This window comes from Ruegeria sp. HKCCD4315 (assembly GCF_013112245.1).
Lineage (GTDB): Bacteria > Pseudomonadota > Alphaproteobacteria > Rhodobacterales > Rhodobacteraceae > Ruegeria.
The window spans coordinates 2,459,590-2,473,546 of the sequence record NZ_WVRN01000001.1 but is presented as its reverse complement, the minus strand read 5'-3'; the positions used below and the strand labels follow the sequence as shown (position 1 = coordinate 2,473,546).

Below are 13,957 nucleotides of genomic sequence, written 5' to 3'. Positions count from 1 at the left end.
GTGGCTGGGGTGGTAGGATTCGAACCTACGATACACGGTACCAAAAACCGCTGCCTTACCACTTGGCTACACCCCAACGGTGAGCGGCTGTCTACGATTGTTGCTGTCGGGGTTCAAGAGCTATTTGGCAAAAAAATGTGACGGCCGGAAAAATTTTTGGCGTGTTCATTTGGTAGCAACCAACACTGCCCCGACGCGGTTCCCATCCTGAACCATGTCATGAGCGGCAGCGCAGTCTTCTAGTGTAAAGACTCTCTGGACAGGGCAGGTCAGGGCACCTTCGGTCAGTGCATTGTGTAGGGTCTCAATGGCGGCAGAGCGTAAATTTGCTGGCAAGAGATATATCAGGATCATCTCGAGCGTTACAGCCTTGAACATCATTGGCCCAAAAGGGAAAACCGGTGCCATGTTTTGCGCTGAGCCGTAGGCGTTGATGCGGCCGTTTTCGGCAATTACGGCGGTGTTCGTTTCGATATTTGCTCCGAATTCGACATCGATGACGCGGCTGATTGTGCGCCCGTCATTTGCGCCCAATATCTGATCAGCAAGATCTGGGCTGTTGTAGTCAAGCACCACATCCGCGCCAGCCGATTTCACCCGGTCGAAGTTGCGGCGGCTGGCGGTTGCGATGACGCGTGCGCCCGCCCATTTTGCCAACTGAACAGCCAGATACCCGACCGTACCAGCACCACCGTGAATCAGAATCGTATGCCCTTTGGGAGTGCCCCCTGAGAAAACAGCGTGGCAGGCCGTCAGTCCAGGAATACCCAGAACCGCACCAGTCTCGAATGACACTGAATCTGGTAATTCAACGGCTTGAGCGCTGGGCAAGGTAATGTGGCTGGCGGCTGTTCCAAATGCGCGTTGCCATTGCCCGTTCCAGACCCACACGCGCTGCCCGATCCGAGATGCGGGAACGCTGTCGCCGACAGCTGTGATCACGCCAGAGCCGTCGCTATGGGGGATGATCAAAGGGAAAGGAGGTTCCGTCACGCCCGGTCGGGTTCCGGCGCGGGCCTTTATGTCGGATGGGTTGACGCCTGAAAATGCCAACTCGACAGTAACTTCACCCGGACCGGGAGGAACCGGGGGAAGGTCTTGAAGATGCAAGACTTTGACTGCGTCTCCGAAAGCGGAATAGGTAACTGCGCGCATGGAATCCTCCGTTTGCCTCAGTTACAACTTAAACCGGCAGTGAATTCAAACCTTTTGCAAAAGGTGATCAGCGCAACCCTGGGCAGGTGTCTTATTCGCGGATCTCTGAAGGGTCGACACCCCAAAGATTCGCCTTCAAAGTCCAGCCCCGATAGCCACCCGCCGTGATCCGGCACCAGTCCAGCGAACACGTGCCAAGGCGGGCCACGACGCCGGTCTCGAAATGTGCATTCACGGGCGAGTTGGGGTCGGGGCGGGTATAGACGGGCAGCATGTCAGATTCGATCAGTACCGTGCGCACACCTGACAACAGAGCATAGTGAACCCAGCCACCGGCCCCGTCTCGGTCCTGAACTTTGCGCCAGTTGCCGTACTCCGCCGTCACCTGCAGTGGCATACCGCGCCGTTTGAAGACCCAGTCGATTCGATGGCTTAGCGACGGCCCGCGCCGAACGTTCCCTTCGGCGGCTTTCATTGACACATAGCGGGGCAGGGGAAGGTTGGTAACCGATCCGCGCTTGTCCTCGGCATGCGCAGCCCAAGAGCTGAACATGACCAGAAATACGGATATCGCCGCCAGACATTGGCGCTTTACCGGTCGAATACCACTCACTGACTGCCTGCTCTTATGCCTGTTGATCCGGTTTCGAAAAAAGGTCGACTCAATGCCACTGGGGTTCTTGTGCCCCGCCTTATCCTGCGCCACGATGCCATGGCGCGCGTCTGTTTGCAAAGCAGTGGGAGGGCCAAGGTGCCAAGAGAACGTCTGAGTGTTGTCGTAACGCGACGGTTGCCCGAAGCGGTGGAAACCCGGTTGAGCGAGTTATTTGACGTGCGCCTGCGCGATGACGACACGCCGATGACAAGAGATGAGCTGGTGGCCGCGGTACAGGAAGCCGATGTGCTGGTGCCCACGGTGACCGATACGATCGATGGTGGCCTGCTGGGGCAGGCGGGTGAAAACCTTAAGCTGATCGCCAATTATGGGGCGGGTGTCGACAATATTGATGTGTCCACAGCCCGACAGCGCGGCATTCTGGTTTCGAACACGCCGGGTGTACTGACTGATGACACTGCCGACATGACAATGGCGTTGATCCTGGCCGTAACGCGCCGCATTCCCGAAGGGTTAAGCGTGATGCAGCAGGGTGACTGGGCCGGCTGGGCTCCAACCGCCTTTCTGGGCGGGCGCATCGGGGGGCGGCGTTTAGGTATTCTGGGCATGGGCCGGATCGGGCAGGCCGTTGCGCGGCGGGCAAGTGCGTTTGGAATGCAAGTGCACTATCATAACCGTCGCCGGCTGCGTCCCGAGACCGAGCAGGAACTGGAGGCAACCTATTGGGAAAGCCTTGACCAGATGGTGGCGCGAATGGATGTGATCTCGGTCAACTGCCCATCGACCCCATCGACATTCCACCTAATGAACGCACGCCGACTGAAGCTGATGAAGCCGTCAGCCGTGATTGTTAACACGTCACGCGGTGAAGTTGTCGACGAAAACGCCCTGACGCGGATGATCCGTGCGGGCGAAATCGCAGGCGCGGGGCTAGACGTTTACGAGCAAGGCACCGATGTGAACCCTCGACTGCGGCAGCTGCCCAACGTTGTGCTCTTGCCGCACATGGGATCGGCCACGCTGGAAGGGCGGATCGAAATGGGTGAGAAGGTTATCATCAACATCAAGACCTTCGAAGATGGCCACCGTCCGCCAGATCAGGTTGTGCCCTCGATGCTGTAAGCCACCAGAAAGGAGCCTTCATGGACCGGTTTGAAGGGGGATGCCGCTGCGGACGTTTGCGCATCACGGCTTTGGTCCGTCCTCTTCGGGTTGGGATTTGTCATTGCCTGGACTGTCGCAAGCATCATGGAGCGTTGTTTTATGCGGCAGCAATATTCCCCTGCGAGGCCGTCGAGATTTCCGGCCCGTCACAGGGCTATGCGGATCGATTTTTTTGCCCAACCTGTGGTTCTCCGGTGTTTGCGCGCAGCGGTTCTGAGGTCGAGGTGCATCTGGGATGTCTCGACGAGCCCAACCAATTGACGCCGACCTATGAATGCTGGGCCTCGCGGCGCGAAGACTGGTTGCCCGAGTTCACTGGAATGAAGCGGTTTGACCAGAATAGGGACGATGCCGCGCCCTAGATGGCGAGGCGAAACCTTGCTGTTAAATCACGCCTGTACAGCAAACCATTGCAGAGCGCGGTCATTGCTTACAGGTTTGAAACAAAACGAAGTATTGGAGGATTTGATCAGATGAGGTGTGTTTCCGCTTTGTTACTTTCGGCATATGCGCTTTATACGCCGGTCCTGGCTCAGGAGGCGGCTGATGCCGTTGCGCCAGAAACTGCCACTGAAGGGCAGGTGCAGGCCCTGACCGAAGAGGTCATCGCTGCGCTCGAGGCCAAGCTGGACCGTGTTCCGGTCACATCCGAGAACTGGATGGTGGCCGCCGCCAACCCACTGGCCGTTGAAGCCGGGGCAAAAGTATTGCGCGCAGGCGGGTCCGCTGCAGATGCAATGGTGGCTGTGCAGGTCGTGCTGGGTCTGGTCGAGCCGCAATCCTCGGGCTTGGGCGGCGGAGCGTTTTTGGTTTGGTATGACGCAGCAACTGGGCAGATGACAACACTGGACGGGCGCGAAACCGCCCCACAGACAGCCACACCGACGCTGTTTCAGGACGAAAATGGTGAGCCGCTGAAGTTCTTCGATGCGGTTGTAGGGGGATTGTCGGTGGGCACTCCGGGCACACCAGCCTTGCTGGAAGAGGCGCACCGCCGTTGGGGCCGATCCTCTTGGCCTGGTCTGTTCACCGATGGCATCCGGTTGGCGGACGAAGGTTTCCTGGTCTCGCCGCGCTTGGCCAGCCTTGTTGAAAACGACGCCGAGCGCCTGTCGCGCTTTCCCCAGACGGCCGCTTACTTTCTGCCAGACGGAGAGCCTTTGCAGCAAGGGCAACGGCTGACCAATCCGGCCTATGCTGATACCTTGCGTGTATTGGCCAGTGAAGGGGCCGCAGGGTTTTATGGCGGTGAGATTGCTGCGGATATTGTCCGCACGGTGCGCAACGCACCGGGCAATCCCGGTGTTCTGTCCGGCATTGATCTGGCATTGTATCAGGTGATCGAACGCGAACCGGTTTGTGCTGCATACCGCGAATACGACGTCTGCGGCATGGGGCCGCCATCCTCTGGTGCGTTGACTGTGGGGCAGATTCTGGGGATGCTGAACAGCTATGATCTGGCAGCGATGGGCCCCGAAAGCGCGGAAGCTTGGCGGCTGATCGGAGACGCCTCTCGCCTCGCTTTTGCGGATCGGGGTCGTTACATGGCCGATACTGATTTTGTTCCCATGCCGACAAAGGGGTTGGTTGATCCGGATTATCTTGCGCAGCGCGCGGCTTTGTTGGATGCCGAAGGTGCGCTGGCCGAAATCGCGCCGGGTCAACCCGAATTCGACCATGCGCTGAACTGGGCGGATGATGTGTCGCTCGAGCTGCCCTCGACCTCGCATATCTCGATTGTGGACAGCTATGGCAACGTGCTGTCGATGACGACGACGATCGAAAACGGCTTTGGTTCGCGTCTGATGACGAACGGGTTCCTTTTGAACAACGAGCTGACGGACTTCTCGTTTAAAACCCATAGCGACGGTGTGCCGATTGCCAACCGGCTGGAACCCGGAAAACGCCCGCGTTCGTCCATGAGCCCGACCATCGTGATGCAGGATGGTGCACCGGTTCTGGCGATTGGATCGCCTGGTGGCAGCCGCATCATCGGTTATGTCGCCAAAGCGATCATCGCGTGGGCCGATTGGGATATGGATGTGCAGCAAGCGCTGTCCTTGCCACACTTGGTCAATCGCTTCGGAACCTATGACGTCGAGGCAGGCACCGCAGCAGAAGGGTTCACGGATGCGCTGGTGCTGCAAGGTTTTGAGGTCAACCCACGCGATTTGACATCGGGTTTGCACGCTATTGAAATCGGTGACGGGCTGAGCGGGGGCGCCGACCCGCGCCGTGAAGGGATTGCACTGGGCGAGTAGGTCCTTGGTATTAGTGGGTATTGCCCAAACTTTGCGGGCCTTTTAGTCATTGGCTGAAAGGCCCGCAGTGTTTTGGGGCAGGGGAGGATGACGATGGTACAAGCTAAGGCGTTGCCTAGAAATGAAACAGGCATAGAAACCGCGATCAGCATTCTCAAACAACGTTTCGGCGACAGGCTGCAAACAAGCGCAGCGATCCGGGAACAGCACGGCCACACCACGACCTGGATTGAAAACCAAAGCCCGGATGCCGTGGTTTTCCCGCATACAACGCAGGAAGTTTCAGACATTGTTAAAACCTGCGCGGCGCACCGCGTACCGGTTATCCCCTTCGGCACTGGCACATCGTTGGAGGGGCATGTGAATGCGCCGGCAGGCGGCATCTCGGTCGATCTGACGCAAATGGACAAGGTGCTGGCGGTTCATGCCGAAGACCTGGACTGCGTTGTGCAACCCGGCGTGACCCGCGAGGCGCTGAATACGCATTTACGCGATCAGGGTCTGTTCTTTCCGATTGACCCCGGGGCCAATGCGTCGCTGGGCGGCATGGCCGCTACGCGCGCTTCGGGCACCAATGCAGTGCGATACGGGACGATGAAGGACAATGTTCTCAGCCTCGAGGCGGTCATGCCTGATGGCCAGATCATCCGCACAGGACAAAGGGCCAAGAAATCCTCGGCCGGGTATGATTTGGCCCGTCTATTGGTCGGGGCCGAAGGTACGCTTGGGATCATCACGGAGCTGACCCTGCGGCTGCAGGGTATCCCCGAAGCGATCAGTTCAGCGCGATGTTCGTTTCCAACGGTGGACGCGGCCTGCCGCGCGGTGATGATGACGATCCAATATGGTATCCCGGTCGCCCGGATCGAGCTATTGGACGAAATGTCGGTGCAAGCCGCTAACGCCTATTCCGGGCTAAGCCTGCCGGAAACGCCGTTATTGCTGCTGGAATTTCACGGCTCGGAAAGCGGCGCGGTTGAACAGGCTGAAACCTTTGGCCAGATCGCAGAAGAATTCGGCGGTACCGATTTTGCCGCGACCACGACTACCGAGGAACGGAACAAGCTGTGGCAGGCGCGGCATGATATGTATTGGGCGTGTCTGCAACTGCGCCCCGGCGCACGCGGTATTTCTACGGATGTCTGTGTACCGATCTCATGTTTGGCCGAATGTGTGACCCAGACCCAAAGAAAGGCAGCCGAACTTGGCTTGCTTGCTCCTGTGGTGGGCCATGTCGGGGATGGCAATTTTCACACGCTGTTGCTGATCGACATGGAAAATGCTGAAGAGGTCGCCAAGGCGGACGCCTTTGTTGGCTGGCTCAACGATCTTGCGATCTCGATGGAGGGCACCTGCACGGGGGAACATGGCATAGGGCAGGGCAAGCGACCTTACCTTGAGAAAGAGCTTGGGGTTGCCACACAATATATGGCCGCAATCAAGGCCGCGCTGGATCCCCTCAACATTATGAACCCCGGCAAAATTCTGTCTGATCAGCCCTAGCGGTTTCGCGATCTGGTCCGTTTTGTGCCCTTAAATCGTCCACATGTTTTGATCTGAAAGGCGCACAGACAGACAGGTGGTCGACATGAGTGCAAAATATCTGGCAGGCTTTATTACAATCTGCGGATTGGCTGTTGCTGGGCTGGATTTTTACCAGCAAGCCAAGGCATCGGAAGACGGTATGGGCATCAAAGGCTATCTGGCTTCAGTATCTTCGCGTGCTGGGTTCGCAGATAACCATGCTGAGTCAGAGGCACAGGTATCCCAACCACAGGAACCAGCAGCTCAGAAACCTTCAGACGAAGGCGGCAGGCTGGTTTGCACCACGGTCGGAACCAGTAAACGCTGCAGTTCCAGTGGTTGAAATCGGCGGCTGAATGATCGATCTGCGACCTGCATTTGTTGTTCGGGTCGTTTTTTTCCTATCACTGGTCGGATGAATGTCGCGCGCCGCCCCTTAACTGCGCCATATGGTGTCAGCTGAATTCAAGGGGAGACGCCCGGTTATGAAAACCCAAGTCAAAGCACTGGTCGTTGGCGGTGGCGCCATCGGAACCTCGATTGCCTATCATCTGGCCAAGGCTGGCTGGGATGACGTGATGCTGATCGAACGGGACGAGTTGACCTCTGGCTCGACCTGGCACGCAGCTGGCCTTTTGCCGCTGTTCAACATGTCTTACGCAACCACCCATATCCACAAATACTCGGTCGACTTCTACAAGACGCTGGAAGAGGAAACCGGTCTGAACGCGGGCTTCGCGGTGGTTGGCAACCTGCGCATGGCGCAGACGCAGGATCGCATGGATGAATACATGCTCTATGCCTCAACGGCCGAGACATGTGACGTCAAATACGAATGGCTGACCCCGGATCAGATCAAAGAGCGCTGGCCTTTGATTGAAACCGGCGATCTGAAAGGTGCGATCTATCACACCGAGGACGGCTATATTAACCCCGCAGACGTCACGCAGGCCATGGCCAAGGGCGCGCGCCAGCGTGGCGTGGATATCGTCCGCAAAATGCAGGCTGATGCCTTCCACTGGAACGGTACCCATTGGGAAGTCACCTGCACCAAGATGGTCGAACAGGGCGGCAACCTTGTCCCATCCGACGAGCAGGTCGTCATCACGGCCGAACACGTTGTGACTGCATCGGGCAACCATGCGCAGCGCACCGCCAAGATGCTGGGCATCAAGATGCCTGCAATCCCGGTCGAGCATACCTTCATCGTCATGGACAAAGACCCCGAGCTGGTCAAATGGCGTGAAGCCGGCAACCCCGAGCACCCCGTTGTGCGCGACGCCGACAACGAATCCTACGCGCGCGAAGAGCGCGGCGGCTGGATTCTGGGTATCTACGAGCACGGCGCGCCTGCGCGCTTCGAATACGGCGTGCCGGACAGCTTCCGTGCCGACCTGTTCCCCTTGGACATCGATCGTATCGCGGATCAGTATATGGCTATGGCTGAACGCGTGCCGTCCTGCGCTGACTCCGGCCTGAAAGACGATTTCAACGGCCCAATCTGCTATACCCCCGACGGCAACCCGCTGGTTGGCCCGGCTCCGGGTCTGCGCAACATGTGGCTGGCCGAGGGTTTCAGCTTCGGTATCACCGCCGCTGGCGGCACCGGTTATTATCTGGCGCAGATGATGGTCGATGGAGAAGCCGAGATCGACATGGCCTCGCTGGACCCCAAACGCTACAGCAGCAACTGGATGACCACCGAGTTCGCGGCGCGCAAGAACGAAGAGTGCTACGAACACGTCTACATCCTGCACCACCCCGATGAAGAGCGTGAAGCCTGCCGTCCGCTGCGCACCGTTCCGGCCTATGACCGCCAGAAAGCACGCGGCGCTCAGTTCGGCTGGGTCAACGGCTGGGAACGTCCGAACTATTTCGGCCCCGTCGATGCACCTGACAACTTCGACAAGGAAAGCCGGTCGTTCCGCCGTGGTGGCTGGTGGCAGTACGCCGTCGAAGAAGCCAAGGCGATCCGTGAAGGCGTTGGCCTGATCGACGCATCGGCCTTCACCAAACATGTCGTCAAAGGCCCCGGAGCGACCCAGTTCCTGGATTGGTTCACCTGCAACAAGCTGCCCAAGGTCGGTCGTATCAACCTGACCTACGCGCTGACCTCGCACGGCACCACCCGCACGGAATACACCATCGTCCGCAATGGTGAGAACAACTACTACATCGTCTCTGCCGGTGCTTGGACCGAGTATGATGCCGACTATCTGCGCAAGGCGGCCGAGGACAAGATGGAGGAGTTCGGTTATATCGAAATCCAGGACGTGACCACTCAGTGGGGCGTTTTTGCCATCGCCGGACCCAAGTCCCGCGACGTTCTGAAAGAGGTCATCAAAGATGCCGATCCAGAAACCGCGCTGTCCAACAAGCGCTTCCCGTGGCTGTCGGCGCGTCAGATCGAACTGGGCATGTGCCCGGTCAACGCGATCCGCGTGGCCTACACCGGTGAGCTGGGGTGGGAACTGCATCACCCGATCGAGATGCAGAACTACCTGTTCGACCTGCTGGAAAAAGCCGGTGAGAAACACGGTATGAAGCTGGTCGGTGCCCGTGCTCAGAACTGGCTGCGCCAGGAGAAATCCTATCGCGCTTTCGGTACCGAACTGGGACGAGATGCAACTCCGCTTGAGGCCGATTTACCGCGCTTTGTGGACCTGTCCAAGGAGTTCTACGGCAAGGCCAAGCTGGAAGAGACCGGTGTGCGCGTGAAGTGTTGTACCCTGTTGATCGACGGACCAGACGATGCCGACCCGTGGGGCCGTGAGGTGCTATATACACCGGAGGGTGAGCGTGTGGGTCGTCTGACTTCGGGCGGGTATTCGGTGGCTTTTGAGAAGTCCATCGGCATGGGTTACGTTAAGCCAGAGCTGGCGGTCGAAGGTACCAAGTTGAAAGTCAAAATGCAGGACAAGCTGTGGGATGCAGTTGTCACATGCGACAGCCCCTACGATCCGAAGAACGAGGTTATCCGCAAAGACGGATAAGCCGCAGTCAATGGCATCAGCTGTGCAATAAATGCGCCGCCTATGGCGGCACATGCCTCCGGCGGAGGTATTAAAAACAGAAGAAGAGGGGGCTGGGTTCAAAATTCAGCCCCCCTGCTTTTTTGCAAGGGGGCCTTCTCCTGTTGCGGTCATCGGCGCCTCCGCCTGTACCGCAAAACCATCATTCCCGTTCAGAGTTAACGATCCGTTACTTCTTCTGTTCAAAAATACCTCCGCCGGAGGCAAGCCTGCGTCAGCAGGCTTTTGGGGATGCTCCCAGACTACAGGGTATTCAATTCGTCGAAACACTCCAACGCTTTGGCAGCATACATCATGGCTGGTCCACCACCCATCTGAATGGCCATTGCCAAGACGTCCGACACTTCATCTCTTGTCGCGCCAACTTTGACCAAAGCTTCTGTGTGTAGGGAGATACAGGGCTCGCATCGGAGCGTAACCGACATGCCCAAAGCGATGAATTCCTTTGTCTTGTAGTCAAGTGTTCCGCCTTCCTTCACAACCTTCCCAAGCGTCCCGAAAGCGCGCGTGGTTTCCGGGATGGACCCGTTGAGATTGCGTAGGCTCTTGCGCGTTTCAGAGAGTTTTCCTTGCCAGTCCATTGCAGCCGCCTTTTCATATAACGTAATCAGAATATGAGGCGGATAATAGGGCTCTGACTTTGATCTCGATCAGTCCGCTGGTCGCGATGAGATAAATGCGAGGTTGTTGGCGGGCATATCAACAGTCTTCAGTACGTTGAGACCAAATTCTTCAAACAACGCAAGTATTTCGGTGTCATTTTTGTACCCAATGTCAGGGTCTTGTTCCGTCAGAGCTTGGTGAAATCTCTTGTCTCCATCACTGGTGAGCAGTCCCGACCGCATAAATGGTCCATAAAGAACAAACCGCCCGGATGGTGCGAGTGCCTTGGCGACCTCTGCGACAATAGTTCGTGTTTCCTGCCAACTGATCAAGTGTATCAGGTTGATCAACACGATCATGTTTTGTCCGGCGAACCGGGCATGCCAGCCTGCGGCGGTCGCATCCAGTTCTTCGGCCAAGGCGACATTCGGAAACTCACGCACGTAGGCATCGATACTGGCCCGCCGATCTGGGTCGATTTCCGTTGGCTGCCACTCCAAGTCGGGTAACTGGGCCGCAAAAGCCGCCATATGCTGACCGGTCCCACTGGCGATTTCTAACGACCGCCCTTGTGGCGGAGCCCAGTCGCTCAGCAATGCGCATAAGACGTCAGAGTTTCGCGATGCCGCAGGGGCCACCATTTTGCCGTCCTCGGCTGTATTGGCGACACTGGCAGAGGGGGGAAGCTTGCGTTTGATCATCGCTTCAACCTTTCCGGGGTCAGCATGGCAACACTCTTGGCATCAAGGGCAGGGGGGGTTCCGACCACCAAATCGCAAAGCAGCTGAGAGGCGGCTGGTGCTGTTTGGAAACCATAACCGCCTTGACCCGCACTCCAGATGAATGTTGGGTCATGAGGGTCCCGTCCGAGCACCAGAGTTCCGTCTGGGGCAAAACTGCGCAGGCCGGCCCAAGTTGTTTCGACACGTTTGACTACTTCGGTCATCAGGGCTTCGTAGCGTGCCAAACCTTCTGCCAGAACCAAATCGTCGGCATAAGCATCCTGAGGTGGAACTGGGTCTGCTTCGGATGGCGAGACCAACAGTTTCCCGGCATCTGGTTTGGCGTACCACGTTTCACCCACGCCAAGCATCATGGGCCAGCACGACACATCATGGCCTCCGGGGGCGGGCAGTCGGGCCATAGACCGGCGGCGAGGCGTGATACCGATAGGTGGAAGGTCAGCAAGTCTGGCGATTTCGTCGACCCAGGCCCCTGCAGCATTAACCATATTGCGTGCTTCAAAACTCTGACCGGCGGTGACGATCCAATGTGTGTCTTTGCAGATGGCTGTGACTTTGTGCTTGGTTGAAACCGTCCCGCCGTTGTGCCGGATGGTCCTGGCGAAGTCCTGCAACAAACGATCCGTGTCGATGTCAAATGCGGCCTCGCTGACTGCTGCAAAACCGACCTGTTCGGGGTTCAGGATCGGAACGCGCGCGATGGCCTCATCTACCGATATCTGGGCCATGTTCAGGTCGTTGGAATCGGCATCGAACTGCTGAGATTGTTCTTGTGCACCGACGAGCATCAAACCCCGTGGGGTTAGATAGCCACCATTCTGTGTGTGTAGAAAGTCACCCCCGGCTTTGTTCAAAGCGATCACTGAAGGTGGTCCATAGCTTTCTTCAAACAATGCCGCCGACCGCCCGGATGCGTGATAGCCCAAGGCGTCTTCGGCTTCGAGCACCATCACTTTTCCGTGCGTCGACAGACGCGCGCCCGCGCTAAGTCCGGCGATACCGCCTCCGATGATCAGGAAATCAATCATTTCTTGTTAACCCTACAGATCAGAGATGGCCCGGTTTTCGGGAGAACATTTTCGCCCGCGCGCCTCTGGTTCGTTTTGCGTTTTGCCTTCCGGACTATAAGCAGCCTTGAATTTGTGCTTCAACCCGGTCAAAGACGTATCAAAATAAACAGGAGGGTAATGTGACTGCTGCGGACCTTCATCCAATGGCGACAGGGCATATTCCCCGATACGTCGTCGCAGCTGACGGAAGCGACTACCTATTCTCAGCGATGGTTGTTTTCTTTGTCGTTCTGGTGGTGCTGATCGGTGTTGGTTATCTGACGCTTCATTCCGTTCCCGAGAAAATGGCCCACGAAAACAATCACCCACAATTTCAATTGGTAGGTATTCTGGCGCTGCTTGCATTGTTTACACATAATGGACTTTTCTGGGTTGCCGCCATACTGGTCGCAGGGTTTCAATTTCCGGATTTTGCCACTCCGCTCCGAAACATTGCTGACGCCATTCGTTCGCTTTCTCGGGTCCCAGCGCCCGAGCGGGTGCCTGAGGTGACAGAACCAACGCCACCTGTGTCCGAAACAGGCGAAGTGCAGGAGCACAGCAAATGATCGAGACTATGCTCTGCGCCTTGATCACGGTGCTGCCCGACTATTTGTTCCGCCGGTTTGTTCAGGGTAAACGTATCGGTCGCGAGATCACGTTGTTTACCATGTGGTATGAATTGCGTTGGGGTTTGACGACATGCGCCATTCTGGCGCTGACCGTGATCACCACGCTGTTCTATTTTCACCCGGCCAGCAAAACCGCCGCGTCCTATTTCCGTACCGTGACGATCCTGCCGCAACTGGGCGGTCGTGTGTCTGAAGTATTTGTCAAAAGCAACGAACTCGTCACAGCGGGTCAGCCGATTTTCCGGATCGAGGATTTTACTCAGACCGCACAGGTTCAGGCGGCAAATGCTCAGATTGCGCAGGTTCAAGCCTCGCTTAAGGTTGCAGAAACTGACCTGGCCGAGGCTGACGCAGGTATTGCCGGGTCCAAGGCGGCTCTGGCGCAGGCGCTTGAGGATTTGGAGCGCAACACAACCTTGCGGGACGAAGGATCAAGTGCGGTACGGCTGGCCGAGATCGAGCGCCTGGAGAACCTTGTCGCCGAGCGTGAGGCCCAGGTTTTTGCCGCAGAAGCCAAACGCGCAGCGGTCGAACAGCAAATCGAAGAGTTGATTCCGGCGCAACTGGCCAGTGCCATCGCGCAATTGGACGCCGCACAGACCGAACTGGACAAAACAGTGATACTTGCCGGTGTGACGGGCCGGGTGGAGCAGTTTAGCTTGCAAGTCGGCGACTATGTCAGCCCTTTGCTGCGCCCCGCTGGTATTCTGGTGCCGTCCCATACCGGACATGATCGGTTCCAGGCTGCATTCAACCAGCTGTCTGCTCAGGTTATCAAGCCCGGCATGATCGGTGAGTTGGGCTGTATGACCAAGCCGTTCACTGTTATCCCTACGGTCGTGGTCGAAGTGCAGGATGTCATTCCTTCTGGTCAGATTCGTCCCTCGGACGAACTCAGGGATGTGCAGGCCAACAACAATCCCGGCTCGATTCTGGTGTATATGGAACCGCTTTACAAAGGTATGGCCGATGACATCCCTCCTGGCAGCAACTGTCTGGCCAATGTTTACACCGACAACCATGAGCGGTTGGAGCATGAGGATCTCGGTTTTTGGGAGGCCGCATTCTTGCATGTGGTGGACACGATCGGTGTCGTTCACGCGGCCGGTCTGCGTTTGCGTCTGATCCTGATGCCGGTGAATACTCTGGTTCTAACCGGGCATTGATCCGGTTTAGGT

General features: G+C 57.3%; 13 protein-coding genes and 1 tRNA gene. 8 read left to right on the top strand and 6 right to left on the bottom strand.

Features of this window, described 5'->3' with window-relative positions; translation table 11 throughout:
* Position 1: 1 nt before the first annotated feature.
* From GS646_RS12310 to GS646_RS12300, 3 genes are all read right to left on the bottom strand, one after another.
* Positions 2-76, bottom strand: a tRNA-Gln gene (locus GS646_RS12310).
* A gap of 89 nt (positions 77-165) precedes the next feature.
* Entirely contained in the window at positions 166-1,155 is a 990-nt protein-coding gene (locus GS646_RS12305) for an NADPH:quinone reductase (RefSeq protein ID WP_171185195.1), read from the bottom strand.
* Positions 1,156-1,246: 91 nt separating this feature from the next.
* Positions 1,247-1,708 carry an SH3 domain-containing protein gene (locus GS646_RS12300; RefSeq protein WP_171092660.1) on the bottom strand — a complete coding sequence of 154 codons (462 nt, stop codon included), beginning with the start codon at positions 1,706-1,708 and terminating at the stop codon, positions 1,247-1,249.
* Between the two features lie 198 nt (positions 1,709-1,906).
* Between GS646_RS12300 and GS646_RS12295 the strand changes: the two genes are divergently transcribed.
* The 6 genes from GS646_RS12295 (at position 1,907) to GS646_RS12270 (ending at position 9,713) form a co-directional block, all read left to right on the top strand.
* A complete protein-coding gene (locus GS646_RS12295) occupies positions 1,907-2,893 on the top strand; it encodes a D-glycerate dehydrogenase (protein ID WP_171185194.1) in 987 nt (328 codons plus the stop codon).
* 20 nt (positions 2,894-2,913) lie between these two features.
* Positions 2,914-3,297, top strand: coding sequence for a GFA family protein (locus GS646_RS12290; RefSeq protein ID WP_171185192.1), 384 nt, complete (start codon positions 2,914-2,916; stop codon positions 3,295-3,297).
* Between the two features lie 111 nt (positions 3,298-3,408).
* On the top strand, positions 3,409-5,196 hold the full coding sequence (ggt, locus tag GS646_RS12285) for a gamma-glutamyltransferase (RefSeq protein ID WP_171185190.1): 1,788 nt from the start codon (positions 3,409-3,411) through the stop codon (positions 5,194-5,196).
* Positions 5,197-5,289: 93 nt separating this feature from the next.
* The gene (locus GS646_RS12280) at positions 5,290-6,699 is read left to right on the top strand and encodes an FAD-binding oxidoreductase (RefSeq protein WP_171185188.1); all 1,410 of its coding nucleotides are present in this window, start codon (positions 5,290-5,292) and stop codon (positions 6,697-6,699) included.
* A gap of 85 nt (positions 6,700-6,784) precedes the next feature.
* Positions 6,785-7,063, top strand: coding sequence for a hypothetical protein (locus GS646_RS12275; protein WP_171185186.1), 279 nt, complete (start codon positions 6,785-6,787; stop codon positions 7,061-7,063).
* Positions 7,064-7,205: 142 nt separating this feature from the next.
* On the top strand, positions 7,206-9,713 hold the full coding sequence (locus GS646_RS12270; protein ID WP_171646593.1) for an FAD-dependent oxidoreductase: 2,508 nt from the start codon (positions 7,206-7,208) through the stop codon (positions 9,711-9,713).
* A gap of 281 nt (positions 9,714-9,994) precedes the next feature.
* Here GS646_RS12270 and GS646_RS12265 read toward each other — a convergent pair whose 3' ends face one another.
* The 3 genes from GS646_RS12265 to GS646_RS12255 all read right to left on the bottom strand — a co-directional run bounded on the left by GS646_RS12265 (position 9,995) and on the right by GS646_RS12255 (position 12,126).
* A complete protein-coding gene (locus GS646_RS12265; protein WP_171646595.1) occupies positions 9,995-10,333 on the bottom strand; it encodes a carboxymuconolactone decarboxylase family protein in 339 nt (112 codons plus the stop codon).
* Positions 10,334-10,402: 69 nt separating this feature from the next.
* Positions 10,403-11,056: a DUF938 domain-containing protein gene (locus GS646_RS12260; protein ID WP_171646597.1), complete on the bottom strand. Its 654-nt coding sequence runs from the start codon at positions 11,054-11,056 to the stop codon at positions 10,403-10,405.
* Positions 11,053-12,126, bottom strand: a complete 1,074-nt coding sequence (locus GS646_RS12255) for an FAD-binding oxidoreductase (protein ID WP_171185177.1) — start codon at positions 12,124-12,126, stop codon at positions 11,053-11,055. Before GS646_RS12255 ends, GS646_RS12260 begins: the two co-directional genes overlap by 4 nt.
* A 161-nt stretch (positions 12,127-12,287) precedes the next feature.
* On the opposite strand from GS646_RS12255, the gene GS646_RS12250 reads away from it, so the two are divergent.
* Together GS646_RS12250 and GS646_RS12245 are read left to right on the top strand one after the other, a co-directional pair.
* Positions 12,288-12,716 (top strand): hypothetical protein, encoded by a 429-nt coding sequence (locus GS646_RS12250; RefSeq protein WP_371732078.1) that lies wholly within the window; start codon positions 12,288-12,290, stop codon positions 12,714-12,716.
* A complete protein-coding gene (locus GS646_RS12245; RefSeq protein WP_171646599.1) occupies positions 12,713-13,945 on the top strand; it encodes an HlyD family secretion protein in 1,233 nt (410 codons plus the stop codon). The genes GS646_RS12250 and GS646_RS12245 overlap by 4 nt, the downstream gene beginning before the upstream one ends.
* The last annotated feature ends 12 nt before the right edge of the window (positions 13,946-13,957 follow it).

Bases quoted from the DNA above. Each gene is read 5' to 3' on its own strand.
- GS646_RS12275 (WP_171185186.1), top strand. From the start codon at position 6,785: ATGAGTGCAAAATATCTGGCAGGCTTTATTACAATCTGCGGATTGGCT.
- GS646_RS12300 (WP_171092660.1), bottom strand. From the start codon at position 1,708: ATGTTCAGCTCTTGGGCTGCGCATGCCGAGGACAAGCGCGGATCGGTT.
- GS646_RS12290 (WP_171185192.1), top strand. From the start codon at position 2,914: ATGGACCGGTTTGAAGGGGGATGCCGCTGCGGACGTTTGCGCATCACG.
- ggt (WP_171185190.1), top strand. From the start codon at position 3,409: ATGAGGTGTGTTTCCGCTTTGTTACTTTCGGCATATGCGCTTTATACG.
- GS646_RS12260 (WP_171646597.1), bottom strand. From the start codon at position 11,056: ATGATCAAACGCAAGCTTCCCCCCTCTGCCAGTGTCGCCAATACAGCC.
- GS646_RS12265 (WP_171646595.1), bottom strand. From the start codon at position 10,333: ATGGACTGGCAAGGAAAACTCTCTGAAACGCGCAAGAGCCTACGCAAT.
- GS646_RS12255 (WP_171185177.1), bottom strand. From the start codon at position 12,126: ATGATTGATTTCCTGATCATCGGAGGCGGTATCGCCGGACTTAGCGCG.
- GS646_RS12270 (WP_171646593.1), top strand. From the start codon at position 7,206: ATGAAAACCCAAGTCAAAGCACTGGTCGTTGGCGGTGGCGCCATCGGA.
- GS646_RS12305 (WP_171185195.1), bottom strand. From the start codon at position 1,155: ATGCGCGCAGTTACCTATTCCGCTTTCGGAGACGCAGTCAAAGTCTTG.
- GS646_RS12245 (WP_171646599.1), top strand. From the start codon at position 12,713: ATGATCGAGACTATGCTCTGCGCCTTGATCACGGTGCTGCCCGACTAT.
- GS646_RS12280 (WP_171185188.1), top strand. From the start codon at position 5,290: ATGGTACAAGCTAAGGCGTTGCCTAGAAATGAAACAGGCATAGAAACC.